Source organism: Clavibacter phaseoli, from assembly GCF_021922925.1.
Lineage (GTDB): Bacteria > Actinomycetota > Actinomycetes > Actinomycetales > Microbacteriaceae > Clavibacter > Clavibacter phaseoli.
The window spans coordinates 2,246,552-2,266,990 of sequence record NZ_CP040786.1 but is presented as its reverse complement, the minus strand read 5'-3'; the positions used below and the strand labels follow the sequence as shown (position 1 = coordinate 2,266,990).

Annotated in this window: 22 protein-coding genes; 14 read left to right on the top strand and 8 right to left on the bottom strand. The window is 74.1% G+C overall.

Annotated elements, in window-relative coordinates:
* Positions 1 to 35: 35 nt before the first annotated feature.
* From FGI33_RS10510 to hemL, 7 genes are all read left to right on the top strand, one after another.
* A complete protein-coding gene (locus FGI33_RS10510) occupies positions 36 to 599 on the top strand; it encodes a TIGR03086 family metal-binding protein (protein ID WP_119402768.1) in 564 nt (187 codons plus the stop codon).
* A gap of 70 nt (positions 600 to 669) precedes the next feature.
* Complete coding sequence (gene hemQ, locus FGI33_RS10505; protein ID WP_237581841.1) at positions 670 to 1,440, top strand: hydrogen peroxide-dependent heme synthase; 771 nt, start codon at positions 670 to 672, stop codon at positions 1,438 to 1,440.
* Positions 1,440 to 2,690: a ferrochelatase gene (locus FGI33_RS10500; protein ID WP_119434151.1), complete on the top strand. Its 1,251-nt coding sequence runs from the start codon at positions 1,440 to 1,442 to the stop codon at positions 2,688 to 2,690. The genes hemQ and FGI33_RS10500 overlap by 1 nt, the downstream gene beginning before the upstream one ends.
* Entirely contained in the window at positions 2,687 to 3,673 is a 987-nt protein-coding gene (gene hemC, locus FGI33_RS10495; protein ID WP_119434150.1) for a hydroxymethylbilane synthase, read from the top strand. Before FGI33_RS10500 ends, hemC begins: the two co-directional genes overlap by 4 nt.
* A complete protein-coding gene (locus tag FGI33_RS10490; protein ID WP_119402216.1) occupies positions 3,670 to 4,509 on the top strand; it encodes a uroporphyrinogen-III synthase in 840 nt (279 codons plus the stop codon). Before hemC ends, FGI33_RS10490 begins: the two co-directional genes overlap by 4 nt.
* Positions 4,506 to 5,486 carry a porphobilinogen synthase gene (gene hemB, locus FGI33_RS10485; RefSeq protein ID WP_119402217.1) on the top strand — a complete coding sequence of 327 codons (981 nt, stop codon included), beginning with the start codon at positions 4,506 to 4,508 and terminating at the stop codon, positions 5,484 to 5,486. The genes FGI33_RS10490 and hemB overlap by 4 nt, the downstream gene beginning before the upstream one ends.
* 80 nt (positions 5,487 to 5,566) lie before the next feature.
* Entirely contained in the window at positions 5,567 to 6,934 is a 1,368-nt protein-coding gene (hemL, locus tag FGI33_RS10480) for a glutamate-1-semialdehyde 2,1-aminomutase (protein ID WP_119434149.1), read from the top strand.
* Between the two features lie 4 nt (positions 6,935 to 6,938).
* On the opposite strand, the gene FGI33_RS10475 is transcribed toward hemL, so the two are convergent.
* From FGI33_RS10475 to FGI33_RS10450, 6 genes are all read right to left on the bottom strand, one after another.
* Entirely contained in the window at positions 6,939 to 7,760 is an 822-nt protein-coding gene (locus tag FGI33_RS10475; protein ID WP_119434148.1) for a DNA/RNA non-specific endonuclease, read from the bottom strand.
* Between the two features lie 86 nt (positions 7,761 to 7,846).
* A complete protein-coding gene (locus tag FGI33_RS10470; protein ID WP_119434147.1) occupies positions 7,847 to 8,506 on the bottom strand; it encodes a biliverdin-producing heme oxygenase in 660 nt (219 codons plus the stop codon).
* 78 nt (positions 8,507 to 8,584) lie between these two features.
* Entirely contained in the window at positions 8,585 to 8,977 is a 393-nt protein-coding gene (locus FGI33_RS10465) for a DUF1304 domain-containing protein (RefSeq protein WP_119434146.1), read from the bottom strand.
* Between the two features lie 87 nt (positions 8,978 to 9,064).
* The gene (locus FGI33_RS10460; RefSeq protein ID WP_119434989.1) at positions 9,065 to 10,090 is read right to left on the bottom strand and encodes an acrylyl-CoA reductase family protein; all 1,026 of its coding nucleotides are present in this window, start codon (positions 10,088 to 10,090) and stop codon (positions 9,065 to 9,067) included.
* A 56-nt stretch (positions 10,091 to 10,146) separates the two neighbouring features.
* Positions 10,147 to 11,172, bottom strand: coding sequence for a 6-phosphofructokinase (locus FGI33_RS10455; protein ID WP_119402723.1), 1,026 nt, complete (start codon positions 11,170 to 11,172; stop codon positions 10,147 to 10,149).
* Positions 11,173 to 11,225: 53 nt separating this feature from the next.
* On the bottom strand, positions 11,226 to 12,416 hold the full coding sequence (locus FGI33_RS10450) for an ROK family transcriptional regulator (protein ID WP_182478462.1): 1,191 nt from the start codon (positions 12,414 to 12,416) through the stop codon (positions 11,226 to 11,228).
* Positions 12,417 to 12,562: 146 nt separating this feature from the next.
* Between FGI33_RS10450 and FGI33_RS10445 the strand changes: the two genes are divergently transcribed.
* The 6 genes from FGI33_RS10445 to FGI33_RS10420 all read left to right on the top strand — a co-directional run bounded on the left by FGI33_RS10445 (position 12,563) and on the right by FGI33_RS10420 (position 17,968).
* Entirely contained in the window at positions 12,563 to 13,606 is a 1,044-nt protein-coding gene (locus tag FGI33_RS10445) for a substrate-binding domain-containing protein (protein ID WP_119434987.1), read from the top strand.
* A 117-nt stretch (positions 13,607 to 13,723) separates the two neighbouring features.
* Positions 13,724 to 14,713, top strand: a complete 990-nt coding sequence (locus tag FGI33_RS10440; protein WP_119435048.1) for an ABC transporter permease — start codon at positions 13,724 to 13,726, stop codon at positions 14,711 to 14,713.
* Positions 14,714 to 14,721: 8 nt separating this feature from the next.
* Entirely contained in the window at positions 14,722 to 15,471 is a 750-nt protein-coding gene (locus FGI33_RS10435) for an ATP-binding cassette domain-containing protein (RefSeq protein ID WP_119402679.1), read from the top strand.
* A 17-nt stretch (positions 15,472 to 15,488) separates the two neighbouring features.
* Entirely contained in the window at positions 15,489 to 16,412 is a 924-nt protein-coding gene (locus tag FGI33_RS10430; RefSeq protein WP_182623327.1) for a sugar phosphate isomerase/epimerase family protein, read from the top strand.
* A 28-nt stretch (positions 16,413 to 16,440) separates the two neighbouring features.
* Positions 16,441 to 17,313, top strand: coding sequence for a sugar phosphate isomerase/epimerase family protein (locus FGI33_RS10425; RefSeq protein WP_086515252.1), 873 nt, complete (start codon positions 16,441 to 16,443; stop codon positions 17,311 to 17,313).
* Positions 17,300 to 17,968, top strand: coding sequence for a nucleoside/nucleotide kinase family protein (locus FGI33_RS10420; protein WP_237581840.1), 669 nt, complete (start codon positions 17,300 to 17,302; stop codon positions 17,966 to 17,968). Before FGI33_RS10425 ends, FGI33_RS10420 begins: the two co-directional genes overlap by 14 nt.
* Before the next feature lie 74 nt (positions 17,969 to 18,042).
* Here the strand turns inward: FGI33_RS10420 and FGI33_RS10415 are convergent, their stop codons facing one another.
* Entirely contained in the window at positions 18,043 to 18,543 is a 501-nt protein-coding gene (locus FGI33_RS10415; protein WP_119434827.1) for a pyridoxamine 5'-phosphate oxidase family protein, read from the bottom strand.
* Between the two features lie 65 nt (positions 18,544 to 18,608).
* Between FGI33_RS10415 and FGI33_RS10410 the strand changes: the two genes are divergently transcribed.
* Positions 18,609 to 19,574 carry a DNA-3-methyladenine glycosylase family protein gene (locus FGI33_RS10410; RefSeq protein ID WP_119434828.1) on the top strand — a complete coding sequence of 322 codons (966 nt, stop codon included), beginning with the start codon at positions 18,609 to 18,611 and terminating at the stop codon, positions 19,572 to 19,574.
* Positions 19,575 to 19,596: 22 nt separating this feature from the next.
* On the opposite strand, the gene FGI33_RS10405 is transcribed toward FGI33_RS10410, so the two are convergent.
* Positions 19,597 to 20,397 (bottom strand): DsbA family protein, encoded by an 801-nt coding sequence (locus FGI33_RS10405; RefSeq protein WP_119434829.1) that lies wholly within the window; start codon positions 20,395 to 20,397, stop codon positions 19,597 to 19,599.
* Between the last annotated feature and the right edge of the window lie 42 nt (positions 20,398 to 20,439).

The window sequence follows — 20,439 nt, the reverse complement described above, 5'->3', positions numbered from 1 at the left end:
CGTTCCCCCGGGACACCACCGACGGGAGCTCGACCATGGACACCGACCTCGACTGGCACGACCTGATCCGCCGGGCGCACGACCGCTTCGCCGACCGCCTCGGCGCGGTCACCGACTGGTCGGCGCCGACGCCCGACGTCGAGTGGGACGTCCGCGAGCTCGTGGCGCACGTCATCGAGGAGCAGCAGTGGGTGCCGCTCCTCCTCGCCGGCCACACCGCGGAGACCGGGCAGCCGCACATCCGCGCGCTCGACGACGACCTCGTGGCCGAGTGGGGCCGCTACTCCCGCGAGGCGCTGGCCGCGTGGGAGGGCGTGGACCCGGAGCGGCCCGTCCTCCTGTCGACCGACCGCGTGCCCGCCCGCGAGTACCTGCGCGAGCAGCTGTCCGACGTCGTGATCCACGGCTGGGACCTCGCGCGCGCGGTCGGCGCCGACGAGCGCATCGACGACGACCTCGTGCGCGCCACGTGGACGGTGTTCGCCCCGCAGAAGGACACGCTCGAGGCCAGCGGGCTGTTCGCGTCGCCCGTGCCCGTCGCCGAGGACGCGCCCCTGCAGGTGCGGCTGCTCGCGCTGACGGGCCGCGACGCCCGGTAGCCCGGGAATGATCTGACGGCCGCCCGGCCGATGCGTGGGCGGGGTCCCCGCGAGACGTACCATGGAGATCATGAGCATCCCGGCTGCCGAGTCGGCGGCATCTCAGGTCCCCCCGATCGAGTCCCCCGGAGAGGCCCGTCCTGACGACGGGTCCACCCCCGAGGCGTCCCCCAGCGGCTACGCCCTCTGGGCCGTCCTCCGCCGCGATCCCGCCCGCCCCGACGACCTCGACGGCCGCGAGGTCCCCGGCGCCGTCGACGAGCTCGACGGCATCGTCCACATCGTCGAGGTGGAGGGCGTCACCGTCCGCGGCTTCTACGACGTCTCCGGCATGCGCGCCGACGCCGACCTCATGGTCTGGATCCACGGCCCCCAGATGGAGACCCTGCAGTGGGCCTTCCGCGAGATCCGCCGCGCGCGCCTCATCCGCGCGCTCATCCCGTCGTGGAGCGCCGCGGGCGTCCACCGCGACGCGGAGTTCAACCGCAGCCACGTGCCCGGCTTCCTCCGGGGCGAGGAGCCGCGCGACTGGCTCTGCGTCTACCCGTTCGTCCGCTCCTACGAGTGGTACCTGCTGCCGCCCGAGGAGCGCGGGCGCATGCTCGCCCAGCACGGCCGCCAGGGCGCGGCCTACCGCAGCGTCATCGCCAACACGGTCTCGTCGTTCGGCCTCGGCGACTACGAGTGGATCCTCCCGCTCGAGTCGAACGAGCTCGTCGACCTGGTCGACATGATGCGCGACCTGCGCAACACCGACGCGCGCCGTCACGTGCGCGAGGAGGTCCCGTTCTACACGGGCCGCCGCATCACCACCGCCGAGCTCGTGGAGGTCCTCCAGTAATGGCCGCAGTGAACCTGGGTCGCAAGCCCGCCCCCGCCACCGACGCCCCCCGGGCGCCCGGCGCCCTCGTCTCCGCCGCGAGCGAGGCCGCGAAGATGGGCCCCGCCCACGTGGAGGAGCCCGTCGCCTACGACGCGATCCTGCTTGCCTCCTTCGGCGGCCCCGAGGGCCAGGACGACGTCATCCCGTTCCTCCGCAACGTCACGAGCGGCCGCGGGATCCCCGAGGAGCGCCTCGAGGAGGTCGCCCACCACTACCGCGCGTTCGGCGGCATCAGTCCCATCAACGAGCAGAACCGCGAGCTGAAGGCCGCCCTCGAGGCGCGCCTCGCCGAGCGCGGCATCGACCTGCCCGTGCTGTGGGGCAACCGCAACTGGGGCCCGTACCTCAACGACGCGCTGCGCGAGGCCGAGGAGAAGGGCTACCGCCAGCTCATCGCCGTCGCCACGAGCGCCTACAGCTCGTACTCCTCCTGCCGCCAGTACCGCGAGGACTTCGCGGACGCGCTCGAGGACACGCAGCTGCAGGGCGTCGTCCGCATCGACAAGGTGCGCCAGTTCTTCGACCACCCCGGCTTCGTCACGCCGTTCATCGAGGGCACGCGCGACGGGATCCGCGACGTGATCGCGCACTTCGAGGCCGAGGGCGCGCCCGTCGACCTCGCCGCCGACGTCGAGATCATGTTCTCCACGCATTCCATCCCGTCGTCGGACGCCTCCAAGTCCGGCCCCGCCGAGCGCGGGTTCGACCAGGACGGCGCCTACGCGGCGCAGCACCTGGCCGTCGCCGAGGTCGTGATGCACGAGGTCAAGAAGGAGCTCGGCATCGACCAGGACGTGCCGTGGCAGCTCGTCTACCAGTCGCGCTCCGGCCCGCCCTCCATGCCGTGGCTCGAGCCCGACGTGAACGACGCCATCGGCGAGCTGCCCGCGCAGGGCCGCCGCGCCGTCGTGATCGTGCCGCTCGGCTTCGTGAGCGACCACATGGAGGTCAAGTGGGACCTCGACAACGAGGCCACCGAGTCCGCCGCCGAGAACGGCCTCTACTCGGTGCGCGTGCCCACGCCGGGCGTGCACGCCGCGTACGTGGACGGCCTGATCGACCTCGTGCTGGAGCGCCGCGACGGCGTGAAGGCGGCCGACCGCCCCCACATGACCGACCTCGGACCCTGGTACGACGTGTGCCGCCCGGGCTGCTGCGAGAACGTGCGGCTGGGCTTCAAGCCCGCCGTCTCCGGGCTGGCACCGTGACGGACGGTCCCACGACGCCGGCCGCGACGACGACCCTCCGCATCGGGACCCGGGGGAGCGCGCTCGCCCTGGCCCAGACGCGGGCGATCGCCGCGGAGATCACCGGCGCGTCGGGACTCGAGGTCGAGCTCGTGCCCGTGACCACGCACGGCGACACGTCGCGCGAGTCCCTGTCGAGCCTCGGGGGCACGGGCGTGTTCGCCAGCGCGCTCCGCGAGTCGCTCCTGCGCGGCGAGTGCGACCTCGTGGTCCACTCGCTCAAGGACCTGCCGACCGCGCCGTACGCGGGGCTCACGGTCGCGTCGGTGCCGGCGCGCGAGGATCCGCGCGACGTGCTCTGCGCGCGCGACGGCCTCACGCTGGCGACCCTGCCGCGCGGTGCCCGGATCGGCACCGGATCCCCGCGCCGCCGCGCGCAGATCCTCGCCGAGCGCCCGGACCTCGACGTGGTCGACATCCGCGGCAACATCGACACCCGCCTCTCGCGCGTGACCGCGGGCGACCTCGACGCCGTGGTCCTCGCGGCCGCCGGGCTCGAGCGCATCGACCGCATCGACGCCGCCACCGAGCACCTCGAGCTCGACCGCTGGCCCACCGCGCCCGGCCAGGGCGCGCTGGCGCTCGAGATCCGCACGGAGGACGCCGAGACGCACTCGGTCGTCGGCCGCGCCGTCGAGGCCGTCGACGACCCGTTCACCCACGCCGCCGTCCTCGCGGAGCGCGGCGTGCTCGCCGCCCTCGAGGCAGGATGCGCCGCGCCCATCGGCGCCTGGGCCACCGTCACGAGCGGCCGCCTCGCCCTGACCGCCATGGTCTACCGGCCCGACGGCACGCAGCGCATGGCCGCGAGCCACGAGCTCGACACCGCGGGGCTCGACCTCGCGCAGCTGGGCGCATCCGCCTCCGCGCTCTCGGGACCCGTGTCCCGCGAGCTCCTCGACGCCGGAGCGGCCGATCTCGCGCCGCTGGGAGGGACCCGATGACCTCGACAGACCAGAAGCCCCTGAAGGGCTGGCGCGTCCTCGTGCCCCGCGGCGGGCCGTGGGGCGACGGCGTCGCCTACGACCTCCGCGCGCAGGGCGCCACGCCCGTCGTCGCGCCCATGATCAACTTCGCCGCCACGCAGGACGCGCAGGCGCTCGAGTCCGCCCTCGCCGACCTCGCCGCGGGGTCATTCGACTGGCTCACCGTCACGAGCGCCACCACGGTCGACGTGCTGTCGTCGCATCGCGCCGTCGTGCCCGAGGGCACGCGCATCGCGGCCGTCGGCGAGACCACGGCCGCCGCGCTCGTCGCCGCGGGCTACACCGTCGACTTCGTGCCCTCCATCGACTCCTCCGCCATGGCGCTCCTCGAGGAGTGGACGGAGCTGGCCGCCGGGACCCCGCGCCGCCGCGTGCTCACGCTCCGCTCCGAGATCGCCAAGCCGACGCTCACCGACGGACTCATCGCGCGCGGGCACGACGTGCGCTCGGTCGTCGCCTACCGCACGGTCGGCGTCCCCGTCAGCGACCGGATCCGCGAGGACGTCTCGTCCGGCCGCGTCCGCGCGATCCTCGTCACGTCGGGCAGCGTCGCGGAGCAGGTGCACGAGCAGCTGGGCGACGTGCCCGAGGGCGTGCTCATCGCCTGCATCGGCCCGCGCACCGCGAAGGACGCGCGCCGCTCCGGCGTGCGCGTCGACGTGGTCGCCTCGGAGCGCTCGGCCGCGTCGCTCATCCAGTCCCTGGTCGAGATCGCGCGCCACGAGGAGCCGCGTCCCGACACGGCGGGGCTCACCGGCCTCGCCGACCTCCTCGATCGGAGCACCACCGAATGACCTCCCCCTACTACCGTCCGCGCCGCCTCCGCACCTCCCCGGCGATGCGGCGGCTCACGGCGGAGACGCGCCTGCACGCGGCCGACCTCGTGCTGCCGATGTTCGTGCGCGAGGGCCTCACGGAGGCGTCGCCCATCACGTCCATGCCGGGCGTCTCCCAGCACTCGCTCGACAGCCTGCGCCGCGCGCTCGTCGAGGCGGCCGAGGCCGGGATCGGCGGCGTCATGCTGTTCGGCGTCCCGTCCGTGCGCGACGCCGAGGGCTCCGGCGCGAGCGACCCCGACGGCATCCTCAACGTCGCCACGCGCGTCGCGGTCGAGGAGGTCGGCGACGCGCTCGTCGTCCAGACCGACCTGTGCCTAGACGAGTTCACCGACCACGGCCACTGCGGCGTGCTCGACGCGCACGGCGTGGTCGACAACGACCGCACCCTCGACCGCTACCGCGCCATGGGCCTCGCCCAGGCGGAGGCGGGATCGCACCTCCTCGGCCTCAGCGGCATGATGGACGGCCAGGTCGGCGCCGTGCGCGAGGCCCTCGACGACGCCGGGCACCACGACGTCGCGATCCTCGCCTACGCGGCCAAGTACGCCAGCGCCTTCTACGGCCCCTTCCGCGAGGCCGTCGACTCCCAGCTGCAGGGCGACCGCCGCACGTACCAGATGGACAACGGCAACCGCCGCGAGGCCCTCCGCGAGGTGGAGCTCGACATCGAGGAGGGCGCCGACGTCGTCATGGTGAAGCCCGCCATGAGCTACCTCGACATCCTCGCCGACGTCGCCGCGACCAGCAGCGTGCCCGTCTGGGCGTACCAGATCTCCGGCGAGTACGCGATGATCGAGGCCGCCGCGCAGAACGGCTGGATCGACCGCGAGCGCGCCATCGAGGAGAGCGTCCTCGGCATCAAGCGGGCCGGCGCCGACGCGATCCTCACCTACTGGGCCGTCGAGCTCGCCGAGCGCCTCGCGCGGCGCTGAGCCGCCCCCCTCCTCCTCGCCGGACCCGGATCCGGCCCCCATCCCGAGCGGATCCCCGCCCGGCACCGAAGGACATCACCGTGACCCACTCCCAGGACCTCTTCGACCGCGCACGCGACGTGATCCCCGGCGGCGTGAACTCGCCCGTCCGGGCCTTCGGGTCCGTCGGCGGCACCCCGCGCATGATGGTGAAGGCGGCCGGCCCCTACGTGACCGACGCCGACGGCGTGGAGTACGTCGACCTCGTCAACTCGTGGGGCCCCGCGATCCTCGGCCACGCCCGCCCGGAGGTCGTGAAGGCCGTGCAGGACGCCGCCGCCCTCGGCCTCGGCTTCGGCGCGACGACGCCCGCGGAGACGGAGCTCGCCGAGCTCGTCACGGAGCGCGTGCGCGTCGCGGGCGTCGACGGATCCCCGGACCGCCGGCCCATCGAGAAGCTCCGCCTCGTGTCGACCGGCACCGAGGCCACCATGACCGCGATCCGCCTCGCGCGCGGGTTCACGGGCCGCGACCTCCTGGTGAAGTTCGCCGGCCACTACCACGGCCACTCCGACAGCCTCCTCGCCGAGGCGGGCTCGGGCGTCGCGACGCTCGCGCTGCCCGGATCCGCGGGGATCCCCGAGGCCATCGCCGCGCAGACCATCGTCGTGCCCTACAACGACCTCGACGCCGTGCGCGCCGTCCTCGCGGAGCACGGCCCGCGCATCGCCGCCGTGATCACCGAGGCCGCCGCCGCGAACATGGGCGTCGTCCCGCCGCTGCCCGGCTTCACCGCCGAGCTCGCGCGCCTCACCCACGAGAACGGATCCCTCCTCATCTCCGACGAGGTGCTCACGGGCTTCCGCGTGCACCCGGCCGGCTACTGGGGCCTCGACAACGCCGGCCTCGCGGCCGACCACCCCGACGCCTGGACCCCCGACCTCGTCACGTACGGCAAGGTCATCGGCGGCGGCCTCCCCGTCGCCGCGCTCGGCGGCCGGGCCGACGTGATGGACCACCTCGCGCCCCTCGGCCCCGTCTACCAGGCCGGCACGCTGTCCGGGAACCCGGTCGCGGTCGCCGCGGGCCTCACGACCCTCCGCCTCGCGGACGCCGACGTGTACCGCGCGCTCGACATCGCGGCGGACATCCTCATCTACGCGGTCGAGCTCGCCTTCGACCGCGCCGGCCTCGCCTACTCGGTGCAGCGCGCGGGGAGCCTCTTCAGCTTCACGTTCGGCACGCCGCCCGAGCACGGGATCACCGACTACGCCACCGTGCAGGCGCAGGAGACCTGGCGCTACCCGGCCTTCTTCCACTCCATGCTCGATGCGGGCGTCAGCCTGCCGCCGTCGGTGTTCGAGGCGTGGTTCGTGTCGGCAGCCATGGACGAGGCGTCGCTCGACCGAGTGATCCGCGCCCTCCCCGCCGCCGCCCGCGCGGCCGCCGCGGCGACCCCGCCGGCGTAGCGCCTCAGAGCGTGATCGCCGCGAACCGCTCCAGCTCGACCCAGCCCTCGCGGCCGTCCTCGGGCGTGCCGGGGCGGGCCGTCGCGGGGACGCCGAGCCGGTCGGCCGCGGCGAGCTGCGCCACGTCGTAGCCCGTGAGCGCGCCGATCTCCGACACGGCCACCTGGTACGTGCGGTACGGCCCGAGCTCGGGCGCGTCCGCGGTGGCCGTCTGCCAGTCGAGGTCGCCCAGCTCCGGCGCCTGGTCGAGCAGGTACGCGGTGGCCGCGAGCCGGTCGCCCGAGACCCAGGCCGCGATCTTCCAGAACATGAGCGGGATCCGCACGCCGCGGTAGACGGGGTCGTCGTCCGAGAAGACGGGCCCGGTGAGGACCGACATGCGCCGGTCGCCGAGGTCGGCGTTGTCGAGCACGTAGTCCTCGAGGCCGAGCCACAGCTCCTTGGACTGGTTGAACTCCGCGGCCTGCGGGGCCGCGTTCGTGTAGACGAAGGTGTCGGCGCTGGCACGCGCGGCCTCGGCGATGTCGCCCCACACCGGATCCCGCCGCCGCACGAGGTGCCCGCGGTCGATGTCGTTGCGCGCGTACAGCTCGGGGCCGCACTGCTGGTCCTCGGGGAGGCGCGGATCCAGGTGCCAGTCGTCGCCGCGCTCCACGTCCACGAGGCGGGCGCCGTCGATGTTCACGGCCGTCAGCGCGGCGAGGCGCCGGTCGGTGTCCATGAGCACCGTGAAGTGGAGGTAGTCGAGCCGCACGGGCCTGGCGTCGGCCGGGGCCTCGGGCAGCGGGAGCGGGAGGGGCAGGAAGTCGAGGTCGTAGCCGTCCATGTCCGGAGCCTATGCCCGGCCGCGGACGCCCGACCGGGCCGCCGGATGGACGACGGGGGCACGGCCCTCGACGGACGGGCGGCGGATCAGGCCAGGCGGAGGGGAGCGGTGGCGCGTCCGCGCGCGAGCTCGGCGAACACGTCCGTGGTGAGCCGGTACGCGTTCTCGACCTCGGCGACGACGCGGGCGCGCTCGTCGTCGTCCCACGGCACCTGGTCGAGGGCCTCGCGGTACGTGCTGCAGAAGCGGCGGGGCTCGGCGATCTCGGCGAAGAGGTAGAGGCCGACGCCGTTGGTGTCGAAGCCGAACTGGCGCTGGAGGAGCGAGCGCAGGAGCCGCCCGCCGGACAGGTCGCCGAGGTAGCGCGTGTAGTGGTGCGCGACGAATCCGCCGACCCACACCGAGGCGACCTGCTCGATCCGCTCGACGTACGCGGCGGTGCTCGCGAGCGGCCGCACGACGTCGCGCCAGTCCGGGCCGACGAGGAAGTCGAGGTCGGCCTCGATGGCGGGGAGGCGCGTGAGGCGCGGGCTGATGAAGCGCGCGGCCACGTGATCCGCCCCCATGCGCTCGGTCGCCGCCTCGATGGCGCGGTAGACGAAGTAGTGCTGGGCGACGAGCGCCACGTAGTCGTCGCGGCAGCCGCGGCCAGTGACGAGCGCGGTCATGAACTCGTCCGCGTCCTGCGCCTCGGCGCGCGGTCGTGCGCGGTCGCGGAGGGCCTCGGTGAGGGGGACGACGGTCATGATGTAGGTGAGCCTAACCTCATCCGCCGGTCGGGCGTAAGAGGGCGACGGCCGTCATGGCGCCCCGTCGGCGACGTCTCAGGACGCGGCGGCGAAGAACACGAGGCCGAGCAGCGGCGGGACGCCCTGGATGAGCGCGGGGATGAGGTACCTCTTGCCCGTGCTCGCGATGATGATCGACGCGAGCACCATGCACGCGGTCGTGAACAGCACGAGCGTGAGGCCGGCGGGGACGTTGCCGACGAAGTAGAGGATCAGGCCGAGGCCCGCGCCGAGCGCGAGGAAGAGGTTGTAGAAGCCCTGGTTGTACGCCCACGGCTTGATGACGAGCGCCTTCTCCTGGTCGGCGACGCCGAAGCGCTTCCAGGCGAACGGCTTCTCGAACCAGACGCTCTCGAGGAGGAAGAAGAGGACGTGCAGCAGCGCCGCGAGCCCGACGAAGATGGTGCCGGTGGCGGCTACTGCGGTCATGGTCCCTCGTCCCGGCGGCAGGGTGCCGCATCGCGACCAGGGTAGCGCGGCGCGGCGGCCCGGCCCGCGGTCGGCGCCGCGCCCGGCTCAGGCGCGGACGTCCACCACGACGCGACCGCTCGAGGCGCCCGCGAGGATCCGCTCGCCCGCGGCGATCGCGCCGTCCAGCGGCACGGTGGTGGTGATGGAGTCGAGGAGCGCGGGGTCGAGGTCGGTCGCGAGCCGCGCCCAGGCCGCGCGGCGGAGCGCGGGCGGCGCCTCGACGGAGTTGATGCCGGCGAGCGTGACCGCGCGGAGGATGAAGGGGAGCACGGTGCCCGGCAGGTCCGGCCCCTGCGCGAGGCCAGCGGCCGTGACCACGCCGCCCCAGCGCGTCTGCGCGAGCACGTTGACGAGGGTCGCGCTGCCGACGCTGTCGACCGCGCCCGCCCAGCGGATGCTCTGCAGCGGCTTCCCGGGCTCGCCGAGCTCGGAGCGGTCGATCACGTCGGCGGCGCCGAGCGCGCGCAGCCGGTCCCCGAGCTCGTCGACGCGGCCGGTGGAGGCGACCACGCGGTGGCCGAGGCGGGCGAGGAGCGCGACGGCGACGGATCCGACCCCGCCGCCCGCGCCGGTGACGAGCACGTCGCCGGATCCGGGCTCCACGCCGCCGCGCTCGAGCGCGAGCACCGAGAGCATCGCGGTGAAGCCCGCGGTGCCGATGGCGGCGGCGCGCGCCGCGGAGATCGCGTCGGGCACGCGCACCAGCGCGTGGGCCGGGACGCGCACGCGCTCGGCCAGCCCGCCGTCGCGGCTCTCGCCGAGGCCGGCGCCGTTCAGGACGACCAGGTCGCCGGGGGCGAAGTCCTCGGATCCCGTCGCCGCGACCGTGCCCACCGCGTCGATCCCGGCCACGAGCGGGCTCGTGCGCGCGATGCCGGGTCGGCCGCCGAGCAGCATGCCGTCCTTGTAGTTGACGCTCGAGTGGAGGACGTCGAGCACGACCTCGCCGTCGCCGGGACCGTCGGGTCCGCCCGTCGCCCGCTCGTCGGGGAGGTCGCGCAGCGCGACCTCGATGCCCTTGGTGCCGTCGTCGGCGACGGTCTGCTCGGCCACGAGCGCGCGGTACGTCATGGCGTCACGCTACGCCCGGGCGGCGAGCCGGGGCGAGCGCCTGCGACCCGACGGGATCAGCCGAAGAGGATCGCGGCCTCGTCATAGCGCTGCTGCGGCACGGTCTTGAGGCGGCCGAGCGCCTCCTCGAAGCCCACGTGCACGATGTCGGTGCCGCGCAGCGCGACCATGCGGCCCCAGTGGCCGTCGCGCACGCTGTCGACCGCGGCGAGGCCGAGGCGCGTCGCGAGCACGCGGTCGTAGGACGACGGGGTGCCGCCGCGCTGGATGTGGCCGAGGGTCGTGGCGCGGGTCTCGATGCCCGTGCGCTCCTCGATGATGGGCGCGAGCTGCTCGCCGATGCCGCCGAGCCGCGGACGGCCGAACGCGTCGAGCCCGCGCTCGCCGTGCGCGTCGGACGCGTGCTCGGGCACGAAGCCCTCCGCGACGACGACGAGCGGCGCGCGGCCGCGGTCGTAGGCGGAGCGCACCCAGGCGACGATCTCGTCCATCGACGTCTTCTGCTCGGGGATGAGGATCGCGTGCGCGCCCGCGGCCATGCCGGAGTGCAGCGCGATCCAGCCGACGTGGCGGCCCATGACCTCGGCCACCATGCAGCGGCTGTGCGAGTCGCCCGTGGTGCGGAGGCGGTCCATGGCGTCGGTCGCGATCTGCACGGCGGTGTCGAAGCCGAACGTGTAGTCCGTGGCGTCGAGGTCGTTGTCGACGGTCTTGGGGACGCCGACGATCTTCAGCCCCGCGTCGGTGAGGCGCTTCGCGGCCGCGAGCGTGCCCTCGCCGCCGATGGCGAGGATCGCGTCGATGCCGAGGCGGTCGAGGTTCTCCTGGATCCGCTCCACGCCGCCGTCGCCCTCGAACGGGTTCGTGCGGCTGGTGCCGAGGATCGTGCCGCCCTGCTTGCCGATGCCCTGGATGTCGCGGCGCGCGAGCGGCATGACGTCGCCGTCGACGACGCCCCGCCAGCCGTCGCGGAAGCCCACGAACTCCTGCTTGTGGATGGTCGTTCCCTTGAGCACCGCCCCGCGGATCACCGCGTTGAGTCCGGGGCAGTCTCCGCCTGAGGTGAGGATTCCGATGCGCACACGTCCATCATGGGGCACGGTCCCCGCATGCGGCCCTCCCGGCGCGAGGCCGCTCATGTCGCCGCCGCGGCCGGCAGCGCGGTGGCGGGTCCGCGGTCGAGGCGCTCGCGGCTGAACACCTGGTCCGCCGTGGTGAGCGCGAGGCCGATGATCCCCGCGCGGTCGCCGAGGTCCGACGTGCGGATGACGAGCTCGCGGGTCGCGAGCGGATGCGTCCGGAGGTACACGCGCTCCCGCAGGCCCGACATGAGCACCTCGCCGCACTCGCCGAGCTGGCCGGAGATGACGATCATGCGCGGGTTGAGGATGTTGACGAGGTCGGCCACGGCCTCGCCGAGGATGCGACCCGCCTGGCGCACGGCCTGCGTCGCCCGCATGTCGCCCCGGAGCACGCCGGCGGTGACGTCGGCCACGTGGCGGATCGACGGGTCGGCCTCGGACAGGTCGCGCACGAGCGCCCAGCCGCTCGCGTACGCCTCGACGCAGCCGGAGTTGCCGCAGCGGCAGGGGAGCGGGGACGTGTCGACGCCGTCCGCCACGGCGCGCGTGTGCCCGACGTCGCCGGCCGCGCCGACCGCGCCGCGGATCGTCTGCCCGTTGAAGACGAGTCCCGATCCGATCCCCGTGCCGAGCTTGAGGCTGATGAGGTCGTCCGCGCCGTGGTGGTGCGCCTCCGCGCGCGCCCGGGCGTTGGCGTCGTTCTCGATCACCACGGGCGCGTCGGGGAAGGGGCCCTGCAGGAAGCCGGCGATGTCGAACCCGTCCCAGCCGGTCATGATCGGGGGGTTGCGCACGCGTCCGGCGGCGAACTCGACCGGTCCGGGCACGCCGATCCCGATCCCCACCACGTGGCCGTCCGACACGAGCCGCTGGAACGCGGCCACCACGAGCGCGAGCACGGCCTCGGGGCCGTCCCACACGTCGACCTCGATGGTCTCCCGGCGGAGCGGCGTGCCGCGCAGGTCGCAGGCGGCGGCGATGAGGCCGCTCGCGCCGATGTCCGCGGTCAGGAGGACGGGGCCGTCGAGGTTGACGGCGAAGACGGTGGACGGGCGTCCGCCCGTGGAGGCCCCGCCGGACGTCGGCATGAGCAGCCCGCGCTCGACGAGCGTCGCCAGGCGCTGGTTCACGGTGGACCTGCTGAGGCCCGTCCGCTCCATGACCGCGGTGCGCGACAGCTCGCCGTGCTCGCGGAACAGGGCGAGGACGTCGGCCAGGTGCGCCGCCTGCTCGGTCTGCTTCATCGGATCCCCCGCTTCGTTGCCCCGATCGTAGCCTTTCCGATGTCCGCGCCACGAGATCCGTCGACTTTCGTATTGCGCTGATACGAAAGGGTCGCTAGTTTGCATCTACCGGCACGCAGTGGTGCCCCATATCTCCAAGGATGAAGATGACCCACACCAAGTCGGCGCGTCGGGCGCTCACGCTCCTCGTCCCGGTGACGGCCGTCGCGCTGTCCCTCGCCGCCTGCTCCGGCGGCACCGCAGGCGACGCCGGCGCCGCGGGCGGCAGCTCGAGCACGAAGGTCGCCGCCGTCATCAAGGGCCTCGACAACCCCTTCTTCCAGGCGATGGAGGACGGGATCCAGGACACGGCCGACGCCGACGGCGTCGACGTCTCCATCCAGGCCGCCGCCGACATCGGCGACACCACCGGGCAGGCCGACAAGCTGACGGCGCTCGCCGGCCAGGACCTCGGCTGCCTCATCGTCAACCCGATCAGCGGCACCAACCTCGTCCAGGCGCTCGCCGCCGCGACGGGGAAGACCATCGTCAACATCGACAGCCCGCTCGATCCCGACGCCGTCTCGGCCGCGGGCCTCGACGTCGCGACCTACATCGGCACGGACAACGAGGCCGCGGGCGGCAAGGCCGGCGACTTCCTGAAGGGGTCCCTGCCGGCGGGCGCGAAGGTCGCGGTCATCGGCGGGATCTCCGGCGACGTGACGAGCGCCGCCCGCGTCGACGGGTTCACGGCCGCGATCGGCTCCGACCTCGACGTCGTCCAGGAGGCCGCGGCCGACTGGAAGCGCGAGGTCGCCCTCACGAAGGCGACCGACATCATCGCCGCGGAGCCCGACGTCGCCGCCTTCTTCGCGGCGAACGACGACATGGGCCTCGGCATCGTCAAGGCCGTGGAGAACGCCGGCCGCACCGGGCAGATCCAGGTCGTGAGCGTCGACGGCAACCAGGACGCCCTCGAGAGCGTGCAGGCCGGCGGCCTCACCGCGACCGTCGCGCAGTACCCGTTCGCCATCGGCCAGCTCGGCCTCCAGGCGTGCGAGGTCGCGACGTCCGGCGGCACCCTGCCCGCCGACGTCGAGTCGCCCACCGCGCTCGTGACGACCGACAGGGCCGCGGACGCGATCGCCGCGTTCCCGCAGCCGTTCGAGGAGTTCGACAACCCCCTCGCCTCGCTGATCCCCGCGAAGTGACCCGGTGCGGCGCTCCCCGGGGAGCGCCGCACCCGCCCCGCCGCCCGCCCCCGCGCGGCGATCCCCCTTCCGGCGCGCCGCGCCGCGCCCGCACCGCCGAGCCCCACGGAGACCCGCATGACCATCGCCCCCGCCCGCGCCCCGCGCAGCGACACCGCCCCGGCGGCCCGGCTCCCGCAGCTGCGCCAGCTCAGCTTCTGGGCCGAGAACGCCGCCCCGATCGGCCTCGTCGCCCTCGTGATCGTGTTCTCGATCCTCACGCCGACGTTCCTCAGCCTCGGCAACGTCAAGGCGATGCTCGTCGCCGCGGCGATCCTCGTGATCCTCTCGATCGGGCAGTCGTTCGTCATCACGACCGGCGGCATCGACCTCTCCATCTCCGCGACCATGACGGTCGGCGCCGTCGGGTTCGGCCTCGGCTGGGGTGCGGGCTGGGGCTTCTGGCCCTCGGCGCTCGCCGCCCTCGCCTTCGCCGGCGCGATCGGCGTGATCAACGGCGTCCTCATCGCGAAGGGCAAGGTCACCGACTTCATCGCGACCCTGGGCACGCTCTCCGTGGCGACGGGCCTCGCCCTCATCGCCTCCGACGGCAAGCCGATCACCGTGGGGAGCACCGAGCTGCTGCGCCTCACCACCGGGTCCGTCGGGATCGTGGGCTACCCGATCATCCTCGCGGCCGTCATCGGCGTCATCGCCTGGATCGTCATGTTCCGCACGCGCTTCGGCCTCCACGTGCAGGCGGTCGGCGGCGACGAGGAGGCGGCCGTCGCGAACGGCATCGCGGCAGGACGCGTGCGCATCGCCGTCTACGTCATCGCGGCGGGGCTCGCCGGGATCGCGGCGCTGCTCCTCGTGGCCCGCGTCGGCGCCGCGGAGCCCGCCATCAACACGCAGTACCTGCTCAACTCCATCGCGGCGGTCGTGCTCGGCGGCGTGAGCCTCACGGGCGGCAAGGCCAAGATCGTCGGCCCGATCATCGGCGCCTTCCTCCTGACCGCCCTCACGAACGGCCTGACCCTGCTCGGCGTCTCGCAGTTCTACCAGCCGCTCGCGGTCGGCCTGGTGGTCGTCCTCGCCGCCCTCATCACGCGCTACCAGAAGAAGTGAGCCCCTCCATGACCGACGACATCCTCCTCGAGGCCCGCGACATCACGAAGTCCTTCGGCGGCGTCCACGCGCTCAAGGGCGCGACCATGCGGATGCGCCGCGGCGAGATCACCGCCCTCATCGGCGACAACGGCGCCGGCAAGTCGACGCTCGTGCGCTGCCTCTCGGGCGTCCACCCGCCGGACTCCGGCACCATCACGCTGGAGGGCGAGGCGGTGTCCTTCGGCACGCCGCTGCAGGCCCGCGACGGCGGCATCGAGACGGTCCACCAGACCCTCGCGCTCGTCGAGGACCTCACCGTGTGGCAGAACTTCTTCCTCGGGCGCGAGCTCGTGACGGGGATCCCGGGCCTCCGCTTCCTCGACCGGGCCAAGATGCGGAAGACCGCGCAGGACCTCCTCGGGGACCTCGCCGTGAACGTGCCGCCCGTCACGAGCCGCGTGCGGCGCCTGTCCGGCGGCCAGCGCCAGGCGGTCGCCATCGCGCGCGCGGCGGGCTGGGGGAGCCGCATCGTGATCATGGACGAGCCCACCGCGGCGCTCGGCGTGCAGGAGACCGCGCGCGTGGAGAGGATCATCCTCAAGCTGCGCGACTCGGGCGTCGCCGTGCTCCTCATCAGCCACAACTTCGACCAGGTGATGCGCCTCAGCGACCAGGTGTGGGTGATGCGGGCGGGCCTCGCGGTCGCCGAGCGCCGGACGGCCGAGACCTCGGGACCCGAGCTCGTGGAGCTGATCACCGGCGCGAAGGCCGCGTGATGCGGGAGCCGCTCCGCATGCGCCGCTCGGCGCCCGCGCGGACCTCGCCGATCGGCGTGCACGCCGGCCTCCTCGCACCCGATTGGACGGCCGCGTCGGCCACGCGCGTGATCGCGACGGCCGCCGGCATCGGGTACGACCTCGTCGAGATCCCCGCGCCCGGGGTCGACGACGGGTCGGCCTCCGCGAGACGGACGGCGGAGCTGCTCGACGGGCACGGGATCGACGCGGTCGTCTCCCTGGCGCTCGACGCGGACTCCGACATCCACACCGCCGACGCCGCCGTCTCGGCGCGCGGCGAGGCCCGGCTCGCCGGCGCCGTGCGCTTCGCGGCCGGCATCGGGGCGGGGTACGTGGGCGGCGTCACGCACTCGGCCATGCGCAAGAACCCCCACCGCGGAGGCGCGGCCGAGCGGGCCAACGTCGTCCGCGTGCTCCGGGACGTCGCGGCCCGCGCGGCGGCCGACGGCATCGTCGTCGGCCTCGAGTACGTGAACCGCTACGAGAGCAACCTCCTCAACACCGCGGCGCAGACCGTCGCGCTCATCGAGGAGGTGGGCGCCACGAACCTCGTCGTGCACCTCGACGCCTTCCACGCCCACATGGAGGAGGTCGACCTCGCGAGCGCCGTGCGCGACGCCGGCGACCACCTCGCGTACGTCCACGCCTCGGAGAACCACCGCGGCGGGCTCGGCACCGGCAGCACCGACTGGGACCGCCTGTTCGCGGGCCTCCGTGCGACCTCGTTCGCGGGGCCCCTCACCGTCGAGACGTTCTCGCCGGCCGTGCAGGGCGCGGCCGTCGCCGACGACATCGCGCTGTGGCGCGAGCTCTGGTCGGACCCCGTCGCCGTCGCGACCGCGGGCCACCGCTTCCTCGCGGAGCGGCTCGACGCCGTCCCGCACGCCGCCGCCGCGGCACCCGCCGCGACCCGCGCCTGACCCCATCCACCCAGAAAGCAGGAGAACCATGCCCACCAACGCACTCGGAGTGCACGCCCTCGTCTTCGCCGGCGGCACGACCCCGGACGAGATCACCTACACGGTCGAGCAGACGAAGGCGGCCGGCTTCGACCTGCTCGAGCTCTCGCTGCACGACGTGGTGAACCTCGACACCGCCCACGCGAAGGCGGCCCTCGACGCGGCGGGGCTCGGCATCGTGTGCTCGCGCGGCCTCGCGTTCTCCGCCGACGTGTCGAGCGAGGACCCGGAGACCGTGGCGCGCGGCGCGCAGCTCCTCGCCGACAGCCTCGACGTGGTCGAGGCGCTCGGCGGCACGCACTTCACGGGCGCGCTGTACAGCGCCCTCGGGAAGTACGGCGCGCCCCTCTCGGCGAAGGGGCGGGACAACGTCGTCGGCGTGCTGACGGACCTCGCCGCGGACGCGGGGCGGCGCGGGATGACGCTCGGGCTCGAGATCTGCAACCGCTACGAGACGAACGTGATCAACACCGCCGCGGACGCGCTGCGGCTCGCCGACGACATCGGGGCGGACAACGTGCTCATCCACCTGGACACTTATCACATGAACATCGAGGAGGACGACCTCGCCCGGCCCGTGCGGCTCGTCGGCGACCGGCTCGGCTACGTCCACATCGGCGAGAACCACCGGGGCTACCTCGGCAGCGGGCACCTCGACTTCACGACCTTCTTCCACGCCCTGGCGGAGATCGACTACCGCGGCGCCATCACGTTCGAGTCGTTCTCGTCCGCCGTCGTCTCGCCGACGCTGTCCAACGACCTCGCCATCTGGCGGAACCTCTGGGACGACGGCCCGGCCCTCGCCCGCCACGCGGGCGACTTCCTCCGCGCCGGGCTGGAGGGCAGCCGTGCCGGCGTCTGACCTCGACGCCCTCGCGCGGCGCGCCCTCGGCCTCGTGCAGGGCGGCCGCCGCGCGATCCTCGCCATCGCCGGCAGCCCCGGCGCCGGGAAGACGACGATCGCGCGGGCGCTCGTGGCGCGCGTCGACGCGCTGGCGGGCGAGGGCACCGCGGCGTACGTGCCCATGGACGGCTTCCACCTCGCGAACGGCACGCTCGACCGGCTCGGGCGCCACGACCGCAAGGGCGCGATCGACACCTTCGACGGCTGGGGCGTGCTCGCGCTCGTGCGGCGGATCCGCGCCGAGACGGACCACGTCGTCTACGCGCCGTCGTTCGACCGGGCCGTCGACGAGGGCGTGGCCGGGGCGATCGCGGTCGAGCCCGCCGCCCGGCTCGTGGTGGTCGAGGGCAACTACCTGCTCGTCGACGAGGATCCGTGGGGGCTGCTCCGCGCGGAGCTCGACGAGGCGTGGTTCTGCGCGACCCCCGCCGACGCGCGCTTCACCCGGCTCGTCGACCGGCACACGGCAGGCGGGCGCGCCCCCGACGCGGCGGAGGCGTGGGCCCGCGACGTCGACGGGGCGAACGCCGTGATGATCGAGGCGACCCGCGGCCGCGCCGACCTCGTGGTCGACGGGACGGCCGCCGGCGTCCCGGAGGCGGTCGCCGGCTAGCGCGACCGGCGCCGGACGCACGACGGCCCGGACCCCGCGGGGACCGGGCCGTCGGCGCGCGCGGCGGGCGCGGATCAGAGCTCGACGGTGCCGTGCTCCCCGACGTCCTTCGGACGCTCGCCCGTGATGGCGGCCTTGGCGTACTTGATGAGCGCGACGGGCTTCGGGGTGTCCTGGTACCAGTACTCGGCGGCGTCGGCGTGGACGCGGATCAGCGCGACCGTGGGGTCGGCCTTCCCGCCCTCGAACCAGGCCTCGGCTCCGGTCGACCACAGCTCGTCGATGCGCGCCCGGTCGCGGGTGATCTCCGCGGTGCCGGCGATCGAGAGGAAGCCGTCGCCGGACTGCAGCGACACGTTCACCTGGTCGTTGGCGCGGATCTCGGCGGTCTTGTCGCTGGGGTCCTGCGTGAAGAACCAGAGGTCGCCGTCGAAGTCGCGCTCCTGGCTGGCGAGCGGGCGGCTGACGAGCTGCCCGTGCGCGTTGACGGTGGTGAGGAGCGCGATGCGGGCGCTCTTCACGAGCTCGGCGACGCGCTCGCGGTCGTCCTGGTGGTCGTTCGTGGTGTCGGTCATGCGGCCGACGCTACGCGCGCCCGGCGCGGCCGAGGAGGGTCGGCGGCCGTGCGTACCCTGAGAGGATGGACCAGGGCGGCGCGGAGGTGACGACCCCCGACGCGCGCACCACGTACCTGCCCGACCGCGAGGTCGACCTCCTGCTGGTGCTGCGTCCGCTGTTCCGCGGCGTCGTGGATCCGACCTGCCGCTGGGACGCCGCCCCGCCCGGCTCCCGCCGCGTCGGCGTCTGGCGCACGGCCCGCACGCCGCTCGGGAACGCGTCGCTCCGGCTGGATCCGCGAGCCGACGGCGGCGTCGAGGCGCGCGCCTGGGGGCCCGGCGCCGAGTGGGCGATCTCCGGCGTCCCGGAGCTCCTCGGCGAGGGCGACGACTGGTCCGACCTCGACGTGTCCGCGCATCCGCTCCTCCGCGACGCGCGCCGCCGCCTGCCGGCGCTCCGGCTCATGCGCACCAACCACGTGTTCGAGGCGATGGCGTCCGCGGTGCTCGAGCAGAAGGTCACCGGGCTCGAGGCCAGGCGGGCGTGGCGGCAGCTGATCCTCGCGCACGGCGAGCCCGCGCCCGGACCCGTGCCGACCGGCATGCGCGTGCTGCCGTCGCCCGAGCGCTGGCGGCTCATCCCGTCGTGGGAGTGGCACCGCGCGGGCGTGGATCCGAAGCGGTCGCGCACGCTCATCGCGGTCGCGACCTCCGCGGCGGGCCTCGAGCGCACGCTCGCGCTGGGGCGGGGGAGCGAGGAGATCACGCGCCGGCTGCGGTCGATCCCCGGCGTGGGGATCTGGACGGCGGCGGAGACCACGCAGCGCGCCCACGGGGATCCCGACTCCGTGAGCGTCGGCGACTACCACGTGCACGACACCGTGGGGTGGGCGCTCGTCGGCCACGCGGTCGACGACGACGGGATGCTGGAGCTGCTCGAGCCGTGGCGCGGGCACCGTCAGCGGGTGATGCGGCTCATCGAGGCGAGCGGGTTCCGGAAGCCGCGGTTCGGCCCGCGCATGACGGTGCAGGACCACCGCGCGCACTGAGCGCGGCGGCCCGCACGTCGGATCAGCTGTCGGCGGCGATGCCCTCGGGCAGGTCCGCGCCGGCCTTCGTGAGCGCGTCCACGAGGTCCTGGCCGGCGACGGTCGTGATGATGTCGCCCTGGATCCGCAGGGTCGGCGTGCCCGTGACGCCCGCCGAGGTCGCGTCGGACGTGTTCCCCGTGATCCACGACGAGTACCTGCCCTCCGCCACGCACGTGCGCGCCGCGTCGTCCTCGACGCCCTGCGTGGTGAGCCAGGTGACGAAGTCGGCGTGGGTCCACGAGTCGGTGATCGTGGAGTGGTTGTCGAACAGCGCGGAGTGGACGGCCGGCCACCTGTCGGGCTCCTCGGCGAGCACGCACGCGGCGGCGCTGCCCGCGACCTGCCCGTACTTCGTGACGATCTGGATGGGGTGGTAGACGATGCGCACCTGGCCCGTGGCGGCGATCCGGTCGAGCAGCGGGCCGGTCTCGGCCTCGTACTGCGCGCAGTGGGGGCACGAGTAGTCCTCGTAGACGTCCATGGTGACGGGGGCGTCGGCCGCGCCGACGCTCACGCCCGTGGGCTCGGTCGCGATGCGCACCTGGTCGCCCGTGGACAGCGCCGCGGTCGTGTCCTGCACGGGACCCGCGGCGCTCGCCGCCTGCGACTGGCCGAGGACGTAGACGCCGCCGGCGATGGCCGCGATGACGAGCACGAGGCCGCCCGCGACGGAGAACTGGGTGATGAGGCGGCGGCGCTTGCGACGCCGGTCGTCGAGGGCCCTCTCGATGCGTGCCTTCTCGCGGATCGCGCGTACCTTCTCGTTCTCATGCCGGGCCATGCGCACGATCCTAGGGATCGGCGTGCCCGCGCCCCTGGGAGG